The organism is Synergistales bacterium (genome assembly GCA_021736445.1).
In the GTDB taxonomy this organism is placed as follows: Bacteria; Synergistota; Synergistia; order Synergistales; family Aminiphilaceae; genus JAIPGA01.
The window spans coordinates 1-18,106 of the sequence record JAIPGA010000048.1 but is presented as its reverse complement, the minus strand read 5'-3'; the positions used below and the strand labels follow the sequence as shown (position 1 = coordinate 18,106).

Below are 18,106 nucleotides of genomic sequence, written 5' to 3'. Positions count from 1 at the left end.
AGCCGCAGTTCTATTTCCGGACCACCGACGTGACCGGCGACATCAAGCTTCCGGAAGGCGTGGAGATGGTCATGCCCGGCGACAACTCGCAGTTTGAGGTGAACCTGATCGTGCCGGTGGCCATGGAAGAAGGCCTGCGTTTCGCCGTTCGTGAAGGCGGCCGGACCGTCGGCGCCGGTGTTGTCACCGAGATTATCGAATAGGTTCGGAGGCGCGAGAGATGGCAAAGAAGATACGCATCAAGCTCAAGGCATTTGACCATAGAGTGCTTGATGCTTCCGCGGTGCAGATCGCGGAGACGGCGGAGCGGAGCGGGGCCCGCCTTGCAGGCCCCATTCCCCTTCCCACTGAGATCAACAAATACACCGTTCTCAAGTCTCCGCATAAGGACAAGGATGCGCGGGAGCAGTTTGAGATTCGGACTCATAAGCGCCTGGTCGACATTCTCGACCCGACACAGAAGACAATGGACGCGCTTATGCAGCTGAACCTCCCCTCTGGAGTCGACATCCAGATCAAACTGTAGGGGGAGCTCTGAGCTGAAAGGAGAGATGGAACTCCCATGAGTATGGGAATACTGGGCAAGAAGCTGGGAATGACCAGAATATTCGACGAGAACGGCGCCTCGGTGCCGGTGACCGTCGTCGAGGCCGGGCCGTGCCCCATTGTGTCCGTGAAGATCCCCGACCGCGACGGCTACAGCGCACTGCAGCTCGGGTTCGATGAGAAGAAGGAACACCGGGTGAACAAACCCGAAAAGGGGCATTTCGGGAAAGCCGGGGTACCCGTTACCAAACACCTCAGGGAGATGCGCCTTGACGACGTCTCCGGCTACGAAGCCGGTCAGGTCGTGAACGCCGACATCTTCGAGGAGGGCGACGTCGTCCATGTCTCCGGCACCAGCAAAGGAAAGGGCTTCGCCGGAGTCATGAAACGGCACAATTTCAGCGGCGGACCGGACAGCCACGGTGCATCGAAGGTCCACCGCAAGGTAGGCTCCATCGGTGCAGGCAGCTATCCGGCACATATCTTCAAAGGACAGAAGATGCCCGGACAGATGGGCGACGAGAAGGTCACCGTGAAGAACCTCGTTGTCAAGAAGGTCGATGGGGAGAACAACCTGCTGCTGATCAAAGGTTCGGTACCCGGCGCACGCAATGGCCTTGTGGTCATTCACAAGAGTGAGAAGCAGGGAGGCCGGGACTAATGGCTAACGTGAAACGCTACAACTTCCAGGGCGAACTCATCGGCGAAGAGCATCTCGCGGACGCGGTCTTCGACGCCCCGGTCCACGTGCCGGCCATGCATCAGGTCGTCGTGGCGCAGCAGGCGAACCGGCGGGTGGGCACCGCCAACACCAAAAACCGCGGCGACGTCCGCGGCGGCGGCAGAAAACCCTGGCGCCAGAAGCACACCGGAAGAGCCCGCGCCGGAAGCTCCCGTTCGCCCGTGTGGGTCGGCGGCGGTGTGGCCCACGGGCCGCATCCCCGGAACTACCGGCAGAAGGTCAACAAGAAGATGCGCCGCCTGGCCATGCGGAGCGCGCTCTCCGTCAAGACCCGGGAGGAGCAGATGCTGGTCTTCGACAAGCCCGAGCTGGAAGCGCCGAAGACCAAGAGCATGCTCGCCTTTCTGGAGAATGTGAACGCCGCGGACAAACCGCTGATCGTTCTGCACGAGAGCGACGGGCGGTTCTACAAGTCGGTGAGCAACATCCCCGGAGCCAGGGCGATCCACGTGGACAGTCTCAATGTCTACGACATCTTGAACGCCCGTCACCTCGTCATGACCGAGGCGGCGGCCCGGAAGGTCGAGGAGGTGTTTGCGCAATGAGCAAACTACCCCAGGATGTCATTATCCGGCCGGTGATCACCGAAAAGAGCAGCCGGCACATGGAGCACAACAAATACACCTTCGAGGTGGACCGTCGAGCCAACAAGGTGGAGATCCGCAAGGCCATCGAAGATCTCTTCAACGTGAAGGTGGAAAAGGTCAACACCGTCAAGGTGCGTCCGAAGCCGAAGCGCATGGGTGTCTACATCGGCAAATCCCGTTCGTGGAAGAAGGCTATTGTGTCGCTGGCGGAAGGCGAGCGCATCGAGTTCTTCGAAGGCGCTTCGGTGTAAAGGGGGATTCCTACAGTGGCAATGAGGAAATACAAGCCCCAGTCACCTGGCCGCAGGTTCATGACCACCTCCGCCTACGACGAGATCACCAAGCAGCGTCCCGAACGCTCGCTGGTGACCTCGCTCCATAAGCGCGGGGGCCGGAACAACAAGGGACGCATCACCATGCGGCACCGTGGTGGGGGCAACAAGCGGCTGTACAGAAACGTGGATTTCAAACGGAACAAGCTGGATGTCCCGGGGAAGGTCGCGGCCATCGAGTACGATCCCAACCGTTCGGCCCGGCTCGCACTGATCCACTATGTGGACGGCGAGAAGCGCTACATCCTGGCACCGGCAGGGATATCCGTGGGCGACACCATCCAGGCGGGACAGAAGGCCGATATCAAGCCCGGCAACGCCAAACGGCTGCGTGATATCCCGGTGGGCACCTACGTGCACAACATCGAGATGCAGCCCGGCGTGGGCGGTGTGATGGCGCGTTCCGCCGGCGCACAGGCCCAGCTCACCGCCAAGGAGGGCAAGTACGCCTACATCCGGATGCCCAGCGGCGAGCTGCGTCTGGTGATCCAGGACTGCATGGCCACCATCGGCCAGGTGGGCAATCTGGAGCACGAGAACGCCGTCGCCGGCAAGGCGGGCAAGAGCCGCTGGCTCGGCAGGCGGCCCCACGTGCGCGGCATGGTGATGAATCCCGTGGACCACCCCCTGGGTGGCGGTGAAGGCAAGACAAAGGGAAACAAGCACCCCGTTTCCCCCTGGGGGACGCCGGCCAAAGGCTACGCTACCCGCAAGAAGAAGGCCTCCGACAAGCACATTGTGCGCCGGCGCCGGAAGAAGAAGTAGAGCGAAGGGGGAGAGGAAGACAGCATGCCTCGTTCATTGAAGAAAGGTCCCTTTGTGGACGACCACCTGATGAAGAAGGTGGAGCGGATGAATTCGGGCGGCAAGAAACGCGTCCTCAAGACATGGTCCCGTCGTTCGATGATCGTTCCCGAGATGGTGGGACACACGATCGCGGTACACAACGGAAAGACCCATATCCCTATCTATATCAGCGAAAACATGGTGGGACACAAGCTGGGAGAGTTCGCTCCGACACGAAGATTCGGCGGTCACGCCGGTCAGGAACGAACATCCCGTGTCCGCTAGGCCTTTGAGGAGGTAGCCTTATGGAAGCACGAGCCGTGGCAAGGCAAGTGCGCATTTCCCCGACCAAGGTGCGGCAGATTATGCCCCTGGTCCGCGGGAAAAGCGTCGAGGAGGCATTCAAATCACTGCGTTTTACGCAGAAAAAGGCGGCCAAGATCGTCGAGAAGGTCCTCCAGAGCGCGGTTGCCAATGCAGATCACAATCTTGGGTTGGATATAGACAAGCTTGTCGTCGTAAAGGCGGTGGCAGACATGGGACCCAGCATGCGGCGCTTCCGCCCCGTATCCATGGGACGCGCCCATCCCTATCGCCACAGGACAAGCCACATCACCGTCGTGGTGGCGGAAGAGTAAGGGAGGGATGCAGGTTGGGTCAGAAAGTACATCCTGAAGGATTCAGAATAGGCGTCATCCGGGATTGGCATTCCCGCTGGTTCGCCGAAGGCAAGGAGTACAGCAGACAGCTGCACCAGGATATCGAGCTGCGGAAGTGGGTCAAAGACCGCTGGAAGCACGCCGGAATCTCCAAGATCGAAATCGAGCGCATCGGGAATGTCCTGCGCTTTACGATTTGGACCGCACGGCCTGGTGTAGTCATCGGCAAGGGCGGTTCCGAGATCCAGGCCGTCCGCGACGAGCTGCAGAAGCTCACCGGTACGCGGGTGATGATCAACGTGCAGGAGATCAAACACCCCGACCGCGACGCCCAGGTGGTTGCCGAAGGCGTGGCCTCCGCGCTGGAGCGCCGGGTCAGCTTCCGCAGGGCCATGAAGCAGTCCGTCTTCCGCTCCATGCGCTCAGGTTCCAAGGGCGTCAAGATCCAGTGCTCCGGCAGGCTCGGTGGAGCGGAGATCGCGCGCACCGAGTGGTACCTTGAAGGTCAGCTGCCCCTTTCCACCATGCGTGCCGACATCGACTACGGATTCGCCGAGGCGAAGACCATGTACGGCACCATCGGCGTGAAGGTGTGGATCTACAAGGGTGACGTGCTCCCCGGTGCGGCGAAGAGCAAGGCCGCCGCGGGTGAGGAAAAGAGGGGGTAGGACTGATGCTGAGTCCGAAACGTATCAAATACCGCAAGCCTCACAGGTCGCCGCTGCGGGGGGTCTCCAAAGGCGGAACAACGGTGGATTTCGGCGACTACGGACTGCAGGCCCTCGAAGGAGCCTGGATCACGGCCCGGCAGATCGAAGCGGCGCGTATCGCCATATCCCGGAGGATGCGCAAGGGTGGCAAGATCTGGATCCGGGTCTTCCCCGACTTCCCCTTTACCAAGAAACCGCTGGAAACGCGGATGGGGAAGGGCAAGGGAAACCCCGAATACTGGGTGGCCCCCGTCAAGCGGGGTCGCATGCTCTTTGAGATTGCCGGGGTCCCCCGGCACGTAGCAGAAGCCGCCTTCGTGACCGCGGCCCACAAGTTTCCCATCAAGGTGCGAATGGTCGCCCGCGAGGGACTGGGTGGTGAATAGTGATGAAAGCAAAGGACATGCATGAACTGACGATTGAAGAGCTCTGGGATAAGCACCAGCAGTTCAAAGAGGAGCTTTTTAACCTGAGATTCCAGCATGCCATCGGACAGCTTGGCAATACGGCACGGATCAAGGACGTAAAACGGAGCATAGCCCGGGTGCTGACCATCATGCGCGAAAAGGAAATCGGCTCGGGACGCTCCCCGGTGAGGAGGTAAATGACGATGGAACAGCACACCCCACGTAGAAAGTCCCGGGTGGGCGTCGTCGTGAGCGATAAAATGGACAAAACCGTAGTGGTCCGGGTCGACCGGATGAACAAGCATTCTCTCTACGGCAAGCCCGTCATCAAGGCCAAGAAATACAAAGTTCACGACGAAGAAAACGACTGCAGGCAGGGCGACCGGGTGCGGATCGGCGAAACGCGGCCGATGAGCCGGAGCAAGCGCTGGGCGGTTGTGGAGATCATCGAGCGGGCCCCTGTCCTCAGGGCACAGCAAGCTGGGGAGGCCTAGGCTATGATTCAGCTGCGCACGGTATTGAATGTCGCTGACAACTCCGGCGCCCGGAAGCTCATGTGCATCCAGGTGCTTGGGGGAAGCGGAAGGAAGGTAGCCAGCGTGGGCGACGTCATCGTCGGTTCGGTCAAGGAAGCCATTCCCAACAGCAATACGGAGAAAGGCTCCGTGGTCCGGGCGGTCATTGTCCGGACCAGCAAGGAGGTCCGCCGGGCCGACGGCAGCTACGTTCGCTTCGACGACAACGCCGCCGTTATCATCGATAATCTGGGAGATCCCAAGGGCACCCGCATCTTTGGGCCCGTAGCCAGGGAATTACGCGAAAAACGGTACATGCGGATCGTCTCGCTGGCTCCCGAGGTTGTCTAGGGAGGATCGATCATGAAGATGCGCATCAAACGGGGCGACCGCGTGAAGGTACGCTCCGGCAAATACAAAGGCGTGGAAGGCAAGGTGCTGCGCCGCGATCCCGGGAAGAACACCGTGGTGGTCGAGGGCGTCAACATGGCGACCAGGCACGCCCGTCCGACGCAGCAGAACCCGCAGGGGGGCATCATGCATCAGGAGGCGCCCCTCTATGCCGACAAGGTCATGCTGGTCTGTCCGTCCTGCGGGGATCCCACCCGCGTCGCCCGGGGCTTCCTGGACAGCGGCCAGAAGGTCCGGGTCTGCAAGAAGTGCGGCGAGATCATCGATCAGGTGTAAACGGGGAGGAATGCATAATGGTTCCACGACTGCAACAGAAATATAAAGAGGACATCGTTCCCCGTTTGCTGCAGCAGTTTGGCTACTCCAACGTCATGGAGGTACCGCGGGTGGTCAAGACCGTGGTGAACGTGGGCGTCGGGGATGCCAAGCAGGACATGAAATTCATGAACGCAGCGATAGAGGAGCTGTCCACCATAACCGGGCAGAAGCCCCTGATGAAACGGGCGAAGCGCTCCGTGGCAGGGTTCAAGGTCCGCCAGGGGATGCCGGTGGGCTGTTGCACCACCCTCCGCGGCGCCAGGATGTGGGAGTTTCTCGACAGACTGGTGAGCCTGGCACTGCCCAGGATCAAGGACTTTCAGGGCATCTCGCGGAAAGGCTTCGACGGTCGGGGCAACTACAACCTCGGCGTCAAGGAGCAGCTGATCTTTCCCGAGATCGACTACGACAAGGTGATCAGCGTGCGTGGGATGAACATCTCCATCGCCACCACGGCAACGAACGATGAAGAGGCCTATTCGCTGTTGAGCGAAATGGGGTTCCCTTTCAGAAAATAGAGGAGGGCAGCCAATGGCACGGAAAGCGATCATGAACAAGGCCACACAGGAGCCGAAGTTCGGGGTGCGGAAGTATAACCGCTGTCCTATCTGCGGACGGCCCAAGGCCTATATGCGGAAATTCAATATGTGCCGCTGCTGTTTCAGGAAACTGGCTCGCGAGGGGAAGGTCCCCGGCGTTGTCAAGTCCAGCTGGTAGTTTGAGACCGCAGCGAGGGAGGCAGAGCTATGTACGTCAATGATCCAGTAGCCGACATGATCACCCGGATCAGGAACGCCAACACCGTCTACCACGAGATCGTGGAGATGCCGGTGAGCCGGTTGCGTGTCAATATCGCCAAAATCCTGAAGGAAGAGGGCTACATCAAGAACTTCAAGGTGATCAACGCACCCAAGAAGCCCTACCAGATCCTTCGAATCTTCATGCGCTATGGAGCCGGCAAGGAGAAGATCATCCAGGACCTCCAGCGGGCCAGCAAGCCCGGTCGCAGGGTCTACTCCAAGGCAAAGGATCTGCCCAAGGTCATGGGCGGACTTGGCATCGCCGTCGTCTCTACGTCCAAAGGACTCTGCACCGACGAGGAAGCACGGGCAAGGAACCTCGGCGGCGAAGTCATGTGCTATATCTGGTAGGGGGTGAATCGAGTGTCTCGAATCGGACGCAGACCGATCCCCGTGCCGGAAGCAGTGACCATCTCCATGGAGGGACAGGACATCACGGTGAAGGGTAAGAAGGGGGAGCTCTCCTTCAATATCCCGGAGACGGTGTCCGTCACACAGGACGAACAGACCCTCTCTGTGGAGCGTCACGGGGACGACAAGCAGAGCAGGACGGACCACGGCATGGTGCGGGCCACCATCGCCAACATGGTCCACGGTGTCAGCCAGGGCTTTGAGAAAGCCCTGGAGATCAAAGGCGTTGGCTACCGGGCGCAGACCCAGGGCGCAACCCTGGTTCTGAACCTGGGCTACTCCAACCCCATCAACTTCGACCCGCCGGAGGGTATCGAACTGGCGACGGACGGCCCCACCAAGATCTTCGTCCGCGGCATCGACCGGCAGAAGGTCGGTCAGGTGGCGGCGAACATCCGCGGGTTGCGTCCCCCCGAGCCCTACAAGGGCAAGGGCGTGCGGTACGCAGGGGAATATGTGCAGATCAAGGCCGGCAAAGCCGGTGCGCAGTAGCGAGAGGTGACCAGACGTGGCAGGAAAACAGAGCCGTAACGAAATGCGCAAGATCCGGCACCAGCGGATCAGACGGAATATCTCGGGCACACCGGCGCGCCCCCGACTGTCCGTATTCCGCAGTCACAAGCACATTGTGGCCCAGGTAATCGACGACGAAGCGGGCAATACCATGGCCGCCGCTTCCTCCGACGAACGGGAGATGCGGAACCGGCTTGAGAAGACGGCGGACGTCAACGCCGCCCGGGAGGTCGGCAAGGCGATAGCGGAACGGGCGCAGGAAAAGGGCATCGCCGCCGTGGTTTTCGACCGCGGCGGGCATCTCTACCACGGCCGGGTCAAAGCCCTGGCCGACGCCGCCCGTGAAGCCGGATTGAAATTCTAAGGAGGGCATGCAGACAATGGCACACAAGGGTTCCAGTGCCAGAGACACGGAATTTCAGGAACGCGTTGTCTCCATCAACCGCGTCAGCAAGGTTGTCAAAGGCGGAAAGCGTTTCAAATTCAGTGTCCTCGTCGTCGTCGGCGACGGCGAAAGCAGGGTAGGCGTAGGCATCGGCAAGGCGAAGGAGATCTCCGAAGCCATACGCAAGGGCATTGATACGGCCAAAAAACAGCTGATCGACATCAAGAAGGTAGGCAAGACACTGCCCCACCCGATCCAGGGCGAGTACGGAGCCGCCAAGGTGATGCTCAAACCGGCCGCACCGGGAACAGGTGTTATCGCGGGAGCGGTGGTCCGGGCCATCATGGAGCTCGGCGGCGTCAACGACGTGCTGACCAAGGTGGTGGGCCACACCTCCAATCCCGTCAACGTGGCCTATGCCACACTGACGGGCATTCGGGGCCTCCGTACCCCTGAAGAGGTGTACCGGCTCCGGGGCAAGGAACTCCCTGAGAAGCGGGAGGTCCAGAGCAATGCCTAAACTCCATATCACATGGAAGCGGAGCGCCATCGGCCGCCCGAAGAGGCAGAAGGACACCATCGCAGCCCTTGGCCTCCGGCGGCTCCATCAGACCGTCGTACATGACGACAATCCCCAGATGCGCGGCATGGTGCACCGTGTCGCCCACCTGGTGGATGTCGACGAAGCCGCGGACTAGACGCAGAGGAGGTGGACGAGATGCAGTTGCATGATCTGACACCGGGATCGGGACGCACCCGCAGGAAGAAGCGTCTCGGGCAGGGCATCGGCACCGGCAAGGGCAAGACAAGCGGCAAAGGCCACAAGGGCCAGAAGTCCCGTGCCGGCGGAGGTGTACGCCTCGGCTTTGAGGGCGGACAGATGCCCCTGGAACGACGTATCCCCAAGCGTGGATTCAACAACGCACGCTATGCCCGGCACTACCAGATCGTCAACATCGATCAGCTGGAGAAGGCCTTTGATGAGGGCGCCGTCGTCGACACCGAGACGCTCCGCAAGGCCGGGATGATTAAAAACGCCAAGTTGCCTGTCAAGGTCCTCGGAGACGGCGAACTGAGCAAGAGCCTCACCGTGAAGGCAGGAACGTTCAGCGCAAGCGCAGCAGCAAAGATCAAGGAAGCGAACGGGAAAGCCGAGGTGGTCTAAGTGCTGGATTCCTTCCGCGATGCCTTCAAACTGCCCGATCTCAAACGGCGGATCCTCTTCACCCTGGCCGTGCTCTTTGTCTTCCGCCTGGGCGCCCATATCCCCACACCGGGGATCGACGCCCAGGCCATGCAGGAGCTCTTCGAGCAGGGAGGCATCCTCGGATTTCTCGACCTCTTTGCGGGAGGCGCGCTGCGCCGATTCAGCCTCTTCGCCCTGGGCGTCGCCCCCTACATCAACTCCAGCATCGTCATGCAGCTCCTTGTGGTGGTCGTCCCCGCCCTGGAGCGCATCCAGAAGCAGGGGGAAGAGGGACGCAAGAAGATCGTCGCCTACACCCGTTACGGAACCGTCTTTTTCGCTACCGTTCAGGCGGTGGGAATGACCTTCTGGCTGAGGAACCTGGGGATCTTCTCCGGCGATCTCATGTCGGCCGTCGTGGTGGTCGTCACCATCGTTGCAGGTGCCATCGCCGTGATGTGGCTCGGTGAAGAGATCTCCGACCACGGGATCGGCAACGGGATATCGCTGTTGATCTTCTCCGGTATCGTCGCGCGGATCCCCGAGGCCATCCTCCGAACCTGGAACATGGTGCAGGGCGGGGATATCAACATCCTCTCCCTGGTGGTGGCCATTATCCTGATGATTGTCGTCATCGCAGGCTGTGTGCTGCTCCAGGAGGGACAGCGACGGCTTCCGGTGCAGTACGCCAAGCGCGTGGTGGGCAACAAGGTCTACGGCGGGCAGAGCACATTCATACCGCTGAAGGTCAACCAGGCCGGGGTTATCCCCATCATCTTCGCCTCCTCGGTGCTGCTCTTCCCCTACACGCTGCTGCGCTTCTTCACCGGCGGATGGGCCGTGACGCTGCAAAACCTGATCGCCCCGGGGGCACCGCTCTATCTCGTGCTCTATGTAGGACTGATCATCTTCTTCTCCTACTTCTATACGGCTGTGGTCTTCAATCCCGTCGACGTGGCGAACAACATGAAAAAGCACGGCGGGTTCATCCTGGGCATCCGCCCCGGCAGGCCCACATCGGAGTACATCGAACGCGTCATGGGACGGATCACCCTGGGCGGTTCCGTCTTTCTGGCCGTGGTGGCGCTGGTGCCGACGATCATGACCCGGGCGGTCAATGTGCAGAGCTTCTATTTCGGCGGAACGGCGATCCTCATCGTTGTCGGTGTTGCGCTGGACACGGTCCACCAGATCGAAGCCCAGCTGCTCATGCGGCACTACGAGGGCATACTGAAACGCCGGGACAAATCCGGTGGATTGCTCCGGATGTAGGGAAGGGGATACCATGCGTCTCGTATTTCTAGGACCACCGGGAGCGGGAAAGGGAACCCAGGCCGCCGTTGTGACGGAGCATTACCGTATCGCCCATATCTCCACCGGCGACATCCTGCGCTCCAACGTCAAAAGCGGTACCGAGCTCGGACAGAAGGCCAGGCAGTACATGGATGCCGGAGAGCTCGTCCCCGACGAGCTGATCGTCGAGATGATGCGGGGACGCCTGACCGAGGAAGACTGCAGCGAAGGATTCATCCTCGACGGCTTCCCCCGCACCGTCCCCCAGGCCGAAGCGCTGGACAGCCTCCTGGAGGAGCTGGGGATTGCGCTCGACGCCGCCATCCTCTTCGACGTCAGCGACCAGGTGGTGGTGGAGCGGCTCAGCGGCCGGAGGGTCTGCAAGGACTGCGGCGCCGTCTACCACGTCGTCATGAGCCCGCCAGAGCGCGAAGGCGTCTGCGACAGGTGCGGCGGAACGCTCATCCAGCGGGATGACGATCGGGAGGATGTGGTGCGGCAGCGGCTCGACGTCTACCGCAGGCAGACGGAACCCCTGGTCGCCTACTACCGGAACAGGGGCCTGCTGCGGGAGATCGACGCTTCCGGGCCCAAGGACACGGCTCTCCGCGTCCTCTCCAGTTCGGTTTGATGGCAATGATCTCGATCAAAAAGGAACGTGACCTTGAAAAGATGCGGCGCTCCGGGCAGGTTGTCGCCGATGTCCTGAAGATGATTCGGGACAGGGTGGCCCCCGGTGTGAACACGCTCCAGCTTGACCGGGACGCCGAGGACCTCATCCGGAAGGCCGGCGGCGCGCCGGCGTTCAAGGGATACAGGATCCCCGGCGTTCCCACCGCTTTCCCCGGAACCATATGCGCGTCCCTCAACGAGGAGGTCGTCCACGGCATCCCCTCGGCCGACAGGGTTCTCCAGGAGGGCGATCTCCTCAGCGTCGACGTCGGGGTGCTCCTGGATGGCTTCTACGGCGACGCCGCCATGAGTTACCCCGTCGGCGAGGTGACCCCGCTGCGGCGGCGGCTCCTGGAGGTGACCCACCGGTCCCTCAACAACGCCGTGGCCATGCTCAAGGACGGGGTGACCGTCGGGGACATCGGCTACACAGTGGAGAGCACCGTGTTGCCCGAGGGCTTCGGCCTGGTGCGGAACTACGCCGGCCACGGCATCGGCAGGCGGCTCCACGAACCGCCCCAGGTGCCGAACTTCGGCAGGCGCGGCAGCGGCGTCACCCTGAAGAACAACATGACCATCGCCATCGAGCCCATGGTCATGGCCGGCGAGGAGGAAGTGAAGACCCTCGCCGACATGTGGACCGTTGTCACCGCCGACGGGTCGGAGGCAGCGCACTTTGAGAAGTCGGTTGTGATCGGGAGTGGTGGAGCAGAGGTGCTTACACCATGGGAGGAATAAGGGATGACGATCCCGGGCTCCAGCCGGGCCTGGCAGTGCGATCCACCGCCGGGAAGGACCGGGGCCGCCTCTACGTGGTTCTGGCTTCTGCAGAGAACGAGCGCATCCGGGTTACCGATGGCAGACGCCGCCCTGTGGGACACCCCAAACCGAAGAATCCGAGGCACCTGCAACCTATCCAACGTGTCCTTCCCCAGGCCGAGGCGGTTCTGCAGAAGGAGCGCGACGAGACCGTGAACAGAACTGTGCGCGACTTTCTGAACGACCTGGAGGAAGAACAGACCAAGACAAGGGTAGGTGAAAGGGAGAATAATGGCCAAAGATGATGTAGTGGAAGTACGCGGCAAGGTGGTGGAGCCCCTTCCCAACGCAATGTTTCGGGTGGAGCTGGACAATGGGTACAAGATACTGGCCCACGTTTCCGGGAAGATGCGGATGCACTTCATACGGATATTGCCCGGTGACCGCGTTCTGTTACAATTGTCACCCTATGATCTCACACGCGGTCGCATCGTGTATCGATACAGATAGACGGAACGCGGCGGCAACGCCGCCGCTACAGCGGAACGGAGCCCGCAAAGGGCTTTGGCGCAAACAGCAGACAAGGAAGGTGAGGAGTAATGAAGGTACGCCCTTCGGTAAAGCCGATCTGCGAGTCCTGTCAGGTGATCCGGCGGAACGGCGTCGTACGAGTACTCTGCAAACGGAACCCTCGCCATAAACAGCGTCAGGGTGCAAGGAGGTAGGCAGGAATGGCACGGATCAGTGGTGTGGACATCCCCCGGGAGAAGCGGATCGAGGTGGCGCTCACCTATATCTTCGGCATCGGGCCGAGCAGCGCCGGCCGGATCCTCGAAGCGACCGGGATCGATCCCAGTACACGGACCAAGGATCTCACCGACCAGGAAGCCCAGAGCCTCCGGACGGAAATCGAGAACAACTATATGGTGGAAGGCGATCTGCGCCGTGATATCACCGGCAACATCAAACGGCTGATCGAGATCGGCTGCTACAGAGGCCAGCGGCACCGCCACGGCCTCCCCGTACGTGGCCAGCGGACCAAGACCAACGCCCGCACCCGCAAGGGACCGCGCAAGGCGATCGCCGCAAAGAAGAAATAGCCCGGAAGAATTCCGGCCTGAGGAGGGAACGCACAGTTGGCCAAACGCAGACAGCGCAGAGGAAAGCGCAAAGAGAGAAAGCACGTAAGCTACGGGGTGGCCCATATCCACTCCACATTCAATAACACCATCGTCAGCATCAGTGACCGGCAGGGGAACACCCTCTCCTGGTCCTCCGGAGGCAACGTGGGCTTCAAGGGAACCCGGAAGTCCACACCCTTCGCCGCGCAGATGGCGGCCCAGACGACGGCGAAGGTGGCCCAGGACCACGGTGTGGCCGAACTCGACGTGGTGGTCGTCGGCCCCGGCCCCGGACGCGAATCGGCGATCCGGGCGCTGCAGGCAGCGGGGATCCAGGTGAACGCCATCAGCGACGAGACGCCGATCCCCCACAACGGCTGCAGGCCCCCCAAGCGCCGCCGCGTGTAGCGGAAAATGAAAGGAGTTGTGCAATGAGCAGATATACAGGATCCGTGTGCAAACTCTGCCGGGCCGAGGGCACCAAGCTCTTTCTCAAGGGCGACCGCTGTTACACCGAGAAATGCGCCCTGTCCAAGCGGAGCGCCCGCCCCGGCGAGCACGGCACGCGGAGAAAGAAGGTCAGCGAATATGGCCTCCGGCTGCGTGAGAAGCAGAAACTCCGCCGCTTCTACGGCATGACGGAGTCCCAGTTCCGCCGTTTCTACGCCCGGGCTCTCAAGATGAGCGGCCAGAGCGGCCACAACTTTCTCCAGACCCTGGAGAGCCGGCTGGACAACGTGGTCTACCGCGCCGGCCTTTGCGTCAGCCGCAGCCAGGCGCGGCAGGTCGTGGTCCACGGCCATGTCACCGTCGACGGGAAAAAGGTGAACATCCCCAGCTTCCTCGTCAAAGCGGGACAGAAGGTGGCCATCGCCGAGAAAAGCCGCAACGTACCGTTCCTCAAGGAGAACGTCGAGGTGGCCGCCTCGCGCGCTATCCCCGGCTGGCTCGAACTGGACAGCGAGCGTATGGAGGTCCAGGTCAACTCGCTGCCAACCCGGGAACAGATCGATTCTCCGGTGAACGAGCAGCTGGTTGTCGAGTACTACGCCAGATAAGGAGCCCAAACATGACAGAAAGGTGGGGGGAGACGGTGACACATGTGCAGCCACAAATCAGGGTCGAAGAGAGTACCCCCCGATCGGCGACGGTCGTCTTCGAACCCCTGGAGCGCGGCTACGGCGTTACGCTGGGCAACGCTCTGCGTCGGGTGCTGCTCTCCTCCATCGGCGGGGCGGCCATTACGGCAGTCCGCATCGAAGGCGTGCTGCACGAATACAGCACCATCCCCGGTGTTCGGGAAGACGTGATCGAGCTTCTTCTGAACATGAAACATGTCCCCGTGCGGTGCCACAGCGAGGAGGTGCGCATCCTGCGCATCGAGATCGACGGTCCGGGCCAGGTCACCGCCGGCGACATCCAGGCCGACAGCGAGGTGGAGTTCCCCGACCCCGATGCATATCTCTGCACCATTGCCGAGGGCACGCACCTCGCCATGGACCTCTTTATCGAGCGGGGAACAGGCTACGCCACGGTGGACAGGGAGAAACCGCCCTATCTGCCGGTGGACGCGCTGATGATCGACGCCATCTTCTCGCCGATCTACCGCGTGAACTACGAGATCGAGAACGCCCGGGTCGGGCAGCGCACCGACTATGACCGGCTGAAACTCAACGTCGTCACCAACGCCGTCACCGACCCCGCCGAAGCCGTCGGGAAGGCGGCGAGGATCCTGAAGGGGTACTTCACCCAGACGGCGGACGAGCTCAGCGCCGAGCCGGAACCCCCCGAGGAGGAAGCCGCGGCGGAGGGCTCGGATGAGGCGCCGGAAGGGCAGGAGCAGGGCCGCGGCGCGGCCCGCCCCGAGATCAGGGACGATGCCTTCCTCAGTCGTCCCGTGCGGGATCTGGAGCTGTCCATACGGAGCGAGAACTGTCTGCTCCGGGGCGGCGTCCATACCGTAGGCGATCTGGTGGGCCGCTCCCGCGACGAGCTGCTCAAGATCCGCAATCTCGGCAAGATCTCGCTGCGGGAGATCGAAGAGAAGCTCGAAGCCTTCGGGTACACGCTCCGTCCGGCCGGGAGCGAATCCAGGAAGAAACAGCAACGACAGCAGCAGCAGCAGGAGAGCGACGAGGAATCCCAAGCCGAGTGACCCCGGCAGAATACCGAACGGACAAGGGGGGACAACCCTGTGAGACACCGAATGGACCACAAAAAACTGGGGCGATACGGCAGCCACCGCAAATCGCTGCTCGCCAACCTCGCCTCGGAACTCTTTGAACACGGCACCATCCGCACCACCCAGAGCCGCGCCGGAGAGGTGCGGCGCTTCGCCGAGAAGCTGATCACCCGCGCCAAAGGGGGAAGCATCCACGATCGGCGTATGGTCCGGGCCAAGATGCCCCATAAGGACGCCATGAACATCCTCTTCAACGAGCTCGCACCGCGCTACGCCAACCGGCCCGGCGGCTACACCCGGATCGTGAAGCTCGGTTCCCGCAAAGGGGACGCGGCACCCATGGCCATCCTGGAGCTTGTGGAATAACCGATGCCTGAGGAGGCGGTGTGCGCTCTCCGTGAGGTCTCCTTTACCTATTCGGGGAGTGACACACCAGCAATCGACGGCGTAAGCCTCACCATCCGGCGGGGAAGCTGGTTCGCCCTTCTGGGCAACAACGGTTCCGGAAAGTCTACCCTGGCCAGGATCATCAAAGCCCTGCTGACACCAACGCAGGGCTCTTGCTCTGTGTGCGGCTGCGACACGGCGGAGGACGAGGGAGCCCTGGAGGCCTCCCGCCGTGTCGCCATGGTCTTCCAGAACCCCGAGAACCAGATCGTCGGCGCCACGGTGGAACAGGACGTGGCCTTCGGGCCCGAGAACCTCGGCCTGCCCACGGCGGAGATCGGGGAGCGTGTCGCCTGGGCGCTGGAGGAGACGGGGCTCAAGGGTCTCGAGACCTCGCCCACCTACGCCCTCTCGGGAGGCCAGAAGCAGCGTCTCGCCGTTGCCGGCGCACTGGCCATCATGCCCCAGTGCCTGATCCTCGACGAGGCCACCACCATGCTGGATCCCCAGGGCCGGGCCCATCTGCTGGAGGTCATCCGCTCCCTCCACCGTCGGGGGATGACAGTGGTGCATATCACCCACCGGCTGGAGGAGATCGCCTACTGCACCGAGGCCTGCGTCCTGGACGGCGGGCGCATTGCCTGGCAGGGCCCCACGCTGGACCTGCTCTCCAAACCGGAGCTGGAATGGGGGCTGGAGCTTCCGCCGGTGGTCCGCCTCTGGCGGGAGCTCCAGCGGCAGGGCATGCTCGACGCGTCGGTCCACCCCGCTTCAGTGGAGATCCTGGAGGCGCTATGTCCATCGAGGTAACCGGGCTCTCCCATACCTACCATCCCGGCACCCCGCTGCGGAAGCAGGCGCTGGACGGCGTCTCCCTCTCCTTCGGGGCGGGCGCCTGGGCGGCCGTGGTGGGCCACACCGGAAGCGGCAAGTCCACCCTGGCCCAGTACCTCAACGGCCTGCTCGTCCCCGAGGAGGGCGGCGGCGACGTGGTGGTGGACGGCATCTCCCTGCGGCGGAACCGCAAAAAGCTCCGGGAGGTGCGGCGCAAGGTGGGACTGGTCTTTCAGTATCCCGAGCAGCAGCTCTTCGCCGAAACCGTCTACGACGAGATCGCCTTCGCACCCCGCAACTGGAAGGTGCCCGAGAGCCGGATCAGGGAGCTGGTCCGCCGTTCCATGGCGATGCTCGAGCTCCCCGCAACGATTGAGCGGCGGAGCCCCTTCTTCCTCTCGGGCGGACAGAAGCGGCGTGTAGCTATCGCCTCCGTGCTGGCCGCCGATCCCGGGTACATCGTGCTCGACGAACCCACCGCCGGCCTCGACGGCACCGGGAAGCGGTCGCTCCTCAACCTGCTGGGCAGCCTTGTGGAGGAGGGCACCGGGCTGATCCACATCACCCACGACCTGGAGGTGGCCCTCTCGCGCTGCAGCGTGCTCCATATCCTTGCAGGCGGACGGCTCTCCTTCTCCGGCAGCGCCCGCGATGTGATGGAGCGCATGCAGACCGATCCCCCCGAAGGGCTTGTCATGCCGCCGGTGCTGGCTGTCTCCAGCTGTCTCCACCAGCGGGGGTTCCCCGTGCCCCTCACCCTCGACCCCGAACAGCTCGCCCGGGCGCTGGTGCGGGGGAGGGCCTCATGAAATTCCTGAACCACCTGACCCTGGGCCAGTACGTCCCGGCCGACTCCCTGGTGCACGCCCTGGACCCCCGGTGCAAGATCCTGGCGGCGGTGCTCCTGATGACCGGCGTCTTCACCGTGCAGCACCCGGTGAGCTTCCTCGCCTGGGGCGGCCTTCTGCTGGCGGTCACCTATGCCTCACAGCTTTCGCCCGGCCTTGTGCTGCGCGGCGCACGGCCCGTGTTGATCCTCATTGTCTTCACCGCGCTGATCCATCTGTTCTTTACGGAGGGCGAGCTGCTCTGGAGCTGGGGCATCCTGCGCGTCACCGAGGAGGGCGCCGTCGCCGCCGTCCGCATGGCCGTGCGGCTTCTGATGCTGGTGCTCTTCGCCGGGCTGCTGACCCTCACCACCGCGCCCATGGAGCTCGCCGACGGCCTGGAGAAGCTCTTCGCGCCGCTGGTGCCGCTGGGCTTCCCCGCCCACGAGATGGCCATGATGATGACCATCGCCCTGCGTTTCATCCCCACCCTGCTCGACGAGACCGACCGTATCATGAAAGCCCAGCTGGCCCGGGGCGCCGACCTCGACCGGGGAGGGCTCTTCCGGCGGGTCAAGGCCTTCATCCCCGTACTGGTGCCGCTCTTTGTCATCGTCTTCCAGCGCGCCGAGGAGCTGGCCACCGCCATGGAGGCCCGCTGCTACCGCGGCGGAACCGGCCGGACACGCCTCAGACCGCTCCGGTGGCAGCGGCGGGACAGCC

General features: G+C 62.5%; 36 protein-coding genes. All 36 read left to right on the top strand.

The window, feature by feature from the left end:
- Positions 1-203, top strand: a 203-nt coding sequence (gene tuf, locus K9L28_07975) for an elongation factor Tu (protein MCF7936262.1), incomplete at its 5' end; no start/stop codon positions are given.
- Between the two features lie 17 nt (positions 204-220).
- Positions 221-526, top strand: a complete 306-nt coding sequence (gene rpsJ, locus K9L28_07970; protein ID MCF7936261.1) for a 30S ribosomal protein S10 — start codon at positions 221-223, stop codon at positions 524-526.
- A gap of 36 nt (positions 527-562) precedes the next feature.
- On the top strand, positions 563-1,207 hold the full coding sequence (rplC, locus tag K9L28_07965; GenBank protein ID MCF7936260.1) for a 50S ribosomal protein L3: 645 nt from the start codon (positions 563-565) through the stop codon (positions 1,205-1,207).
- A complete protein-coding gene (rplD, locus tag K9L28_07960; GenBank protein ID MCF7936259.1) occupies positions 1,207-1,833 on the top strand; it encodes a 50S ribosomal protein L4 in 627 nt (208 codons plus the stop codon). The genes rplC and rplD overlap by 1 nt, the downstream gene beginning before the upstream one ends.
- Complete coding sequence (gene rplW, locus K9L28_07955) at positions 1,830-2,126, top strand: 50S ribosomal protein L23 (GenBank protein MCF7936258.1); 297 nt, start codon at positions 1,830-1,832, stop codon at positions 2,124-2,126. Before rplD ends, rplW begins: the two co-directional genes overlap by 4 nt.
- A gap of 15 nt (positions 2,127-2,141) precedes the next feature.
- Positions 2,142-2,972: a 50S ribosomal protein L2 gene (gene rplB / locus K9L28_07950; GenBank protein ID MCF7936257.1), complete on the top strand. Its 831-nt coding sequence runs from the start codon at positions 2,142-2,144 to the stop codon at positions 2,970-2,972.
- A gap of 24 nt (positions 2,973-2,996) precedes the next feature.
- Positions 2,997-3,278: a 30S ribosomal protein S19 gene (gene rpsS / locus K9L28_07945; GenBank protein ID MCF7936256.1), complete on the top strand. Its 282-nt coding sequence runs from the start codon at positions 2,997-2,999 to the stop codon at positions 3,276-3,278.
- A gap of 20 nt (positions 3,279-3,298) precedes the next feature.
- On the top strand, positions 3,299-3,631 hold the full coding sequence (rplV, locus tag K9L28_07940; GenBank protein MCF7936255.1) for a 50S ribosomal protein L22: 333 nt from the start codon (positions 3,299-3,301) through the stop codon (positions 3,629-3,631).
- Between the two features lie 14 nt (positions 3,632-3,645).
- Positions 3,646-4,320, top strand: a complete 675-nt coding sequence (gene rpsC / locus K9L28_07935) for a 30S ribosomal protein S3 (protein ID MCF7936254.1) — start codon at positions 3,646-3,648, stop codon at positions 4,318-4,320.
- Positions 4,321-4,325: 5 nt separating this feature from the next.
- Positions 4,326-4,748 carry a 50S ribosomal protein L16 gene (gene rplP / locus K9L28_07930; GenBank protein ID MCF7936253.1) on the top strand — a complete coding sequence of 141 codons (423 nt, stop codon included), beginning with the start codon at positions 4,326-4,328 and terminating at the stop codon, positions 4,746-4,748.
- Positions 4,749-4,750: 2 nt separating this feature from the next.
- Positions 4,751-4,966, top strand: coding sequence for a 50S ribosomal protein L29 (gene rpmC, locus K9L28_07925; protein MCF7936252.1), 216 nt, complete (start codon positions 4,751-4,753; stop codon positions 4,964-4,966).
- A 6-nt stretch (positions 4,967-4,972) separates the two neighbouring features.
- Positions 4,973-5,263 carry a 30S ribosomal protein S17 gene (rpsQ, locus tag K9L28_07920; GenBank protein ID MCF7936251.1) on the top strand — a complete coding sequence of 97 codons (291 nt, stop codon included), beginning with the start codon at positions 4,973-4,975 and terminating at the stop codon, positions 5,261-5,263.
- Between the two features lie 3 nt (positions 5,264-5,266).
- A complete protein-coding gene (rplN, locus tag K9L28_07915) occupies positions 5,267-5,635 on the top strand; it encodes a 50S ribosomal protein L14 (GenBank protein ID MCF7936250.1) in 369 nt (122 codons plus the stop codon).
- Positions 5,636-5,647: 12 nt separating this feature from the next.
- Positions 5,648-5,971 carry a 50S ribosomal protein L24 gene (gene rplX, locus K9L28_07910; GenBank protein ID MCF7936249.1) on the top strand — a complete coding sequence of 108 codons (324 nt, stop codon included), beginning with the start codon at positions 5,648-5,650 and terminating at the stop codon, positions 5,969-5,971.
- Between the two features lie 17 nt (positions 5,972-5,988).
- On the top strand, positions 5,989-6,531 hold the full coding sequence (gene rplE / locus K9L28_07905; protein MCF7936248.1) for a 50S ribosomal protein L5: 543 nt from the start codon (positions 5,989-5,991) through the stop codon (positions 6,529-6,531).
- 13 nt (positions 6,532-6,544) lie between these two features.
- Complete coding sequence (locus tag K9L28_07900) at positions 6,545-6,730, top strand: type Z 30S ribosomal protein S14 (protein MCF7936247.1); 186 nt, start codon at positions 6,545-6,547, stop codon at positions 6,728-6,730.
- A gap of 29 nt (positions 6,731-6,759) precedes the next feature.
- Positions 6,760-7,164 carry a 30S ribosomal protein S8 gene (gene rpsH / locus K9L28_07895; protein MCF7936246.1) on the top strand — a complete coding sequence of 135 codons (405 nt, stop codon included), beginning with the start codon at positions 6,760-6,762 and terminating at the stop codon, positions 7,162-7,164.
- Between the two features lie 12 nt (positions 7,165-7,176).
- The gene (rplF, locus tag K9L28_07890) at positions 7,177-7,716 is read left to right on the top strand and encodes a 50S ribosomal protein L6 (protein ID MCF7936245.1); all 540 of its coding nucleotides are present in this window, start codon (positions 7,177-7,179) and stop codon (positions 7,714-7,716) included.
- A gap of 43 nt (positions 7,717-7,759) precedes the next feature.
- Entirely contained in the window at positions 7,760-8,101 is a 342-nt protein-coding gene (gene rplR, locus K9L28_07885) for a 50S ribosomal protein L18 (protein ID MCF7936244.1), read from the top strand.
- Positions 8,102-8,117: 16 nt separating this feature from the next.
- Positions 8,118-8,642, top strand: a complete 525-nt coding sequence (rpsE, locus tag K9L28_07880) for a 30S ribosomal protein S5 (GenBank protein ID MCF7936243.1) — start codon at positions 8,118-8,120, stop codon at positions 8,640-8,642.
- Positions 8,635-8,820, top strand: a complete 186-nt coding sequence (gene rpmD, locus K9L28_07875; protein ID MCF7936242.1) for a 50S ribosomal protein L30 — start codon at positions 8,635-8,637, stop codon at positions 8,818-8,820. Before rpsE ends, rpmD begins: the two co-directional genes overlap by 8 nt.
- Positions 8,821-8,840: 20 nt before the next feature.
- Positions 8,841-9,287 carry a 50S ribosomal protein L15 gene (gene rplO, locus K9L28_07870; GenBank protein ID MCF7936241.1) on the top strand — a complete coding sequence of 149 codons (447 nt, stop codon included), beginning with the start codon at positions 8,841-8,843 and terminating at the stop codon, positions 9,285-9,287.
- Positions 9,288-10,580, top strand: coding sequence for a preprotein translocase subunit SecY (secY, locus tag K9L28_07865; GenBank protein ID MCF7936240.1), 1,293 nt, complete (start codon positions 9,288-9,290; stop codon positions 10,578-10,580). It abuts the gene before it with no gap.
- Between the two features lie 13 nt (positions 10,581-10,593).
- Positions 10,594-11,232: an adenylate kinase gene (locus K9L28_07860; GenBank protein MCF7936239.1), complete on the top strand. Its 639-nt coding sequence runs from the start codon at positions 10,594-10,596 to the stop codon at positions 11,230-11,232.
- A 5-nt stretch (positions 11,233-11,237) separates the two neighbouring features.
- Positions 11,238-12,011 (top strand): type I methionyl aminopeptidase, encoded by a 774-nt coding sequence (gene map, locus K9L28_07855; GenBank protein ID MCF7936238.1) that lies wholly within the window; start codon positions 11,238-11,240, stop codon positions 12,009-12,011.
- Positions 11,999-12,337 carry a KOW domain-containing RNA-binding protein gene (locus K9L28_07850; protein MCF7936237.1) on the top strand — a complete coding sequence of 113 codons (339 nt, stop codon included), beginning with the start codon at positions 11,999-12,001 and terminating at the stop codon, positions 12,335-12,337. The genes map and K9L28_07850 overlap by 13 nt, the downstream gene beginning before the upstream one ends.
- Complete coding sequence (gene infA / locus K9L28_07845; protein MCF7936236.1) at positions 12,324-12,542, top strand: translation initiation factor IF-1; 219 nt, start codon at positions 12,324-12,326, stop codon at positions 12,540-12,542. Before K9L28_07850 ends, infA begins: the two co-directional genes overlap by 14 nt.
- A gap of 89 nt (positions 12,543-12,631) precedes the next feature.
- Positions 12,632-12,757 (top strand): 50S ribosomal protein L36, encoded by a 126-nt coding sequence (gene rpmJ / locus K9L28_07840; protein ID MCF7936235.1) that lies wholly within the window; start codon positions 12,632-12,634, stop codon positions 12,755-12,757.
- Between the two features lie 6 nt (positions 12,758-12,763).
- Positions 12,764-13,132, top strand: a complete 369-nt coding sequence (rpsM, locus tag K9L28_07835; protein MCF7936234.1) for a 30S ribosomal protein S13 — start codon at positions 12,764-12,766, stop codon at positions 13,130-13,132.
- Positions 13,133-13,168: 36 nt separating this feature from the next.
- The gene (gene rpsK, locus K9L28_07830) at positions 13,169-13,561 is read left to right on the top strand and encodes a 30S ribosomal protein S11 (GenBank protein ID MCF7936233.1); all 393 of its coding nucleotides are present in this window, start codon (positions 13,169-13,171) and stop codon (positions 13,559-13,561) included.
- Positions 13,562-13,584: 23 nt separating this feature from the next.
- Positions 13,585-14,211: a 30S ribosomal protein S4 gene (rpsD, locus tag K9L28_07825; GenBank protein ID MCF7936232.1), complete on the top strand. Its 627-nt coding sequence runs from the start codon at positions 13,585-13,587 to the stop codon at positions 14,209-14,211.
- 11 nt (positions 14,212-14,222) lie between these two features.
- Entirely contained in the window at positions 14,223-15,308 is a 1,086-nt protein-coding gene (locus tag K9L28_07820) for a DNA-directed RNA polymerase subunit alpha (protein MCF7936231.1), read from the top strand.
- A 51-nt stretch (positions 15,309-15,359) separates the two neighbouring features.
- Positions 15,360-15,701: a 50S ribosomal protein L17 gene (gene rplQ, locus K9L28_07815; GenBank protein MCF7936230.1), complete on the top strand. Its 342-nt coding sequence runs from the start codon at positions 15,360-15,362 to the stop codon at positions 15,699-15,701.
- 3 nt (positions 15,702-15,704) lie between these two features.
- Positions 15,705-16,532 (top strand): ATP-binding cassette domain-containing protein, encoded by an 828-nt coding sequence (locus tag K9L28_07810; GenBank protein ID MCF7936229.1) that lies wholly within the window; start codon positions 15,705-15,707, stop codon positions 16,530-16,532.
- The gene (locus K9L28_07805) at positions 16,517-17,365 is read left to right on the top strand and encodes an ATP-binding cassette domain-containing protein (GenBank protein MCF7936228.1); all 849 of its coding nucleotides are present in this window, start codon (positions 16,517-16,519) and stop codon (positions 17,363-17,365) included. Before K9L28_07810 ends, K9L28_07805 begins: the two co-directional genes overlap by 16 nt.
- Positions 17,362-18,106, top strand: a 745-nt coding sequence (locus K9L28_07800) for an energy-coupling factor transporter transmembrane protein EcfT (protein ID MCF7936227.1), incomplete at its 3' end; no start/stop codon positions are given. The genes K9L28_07805 and K9L28_07800, both read left to right, overlap by 4 nt.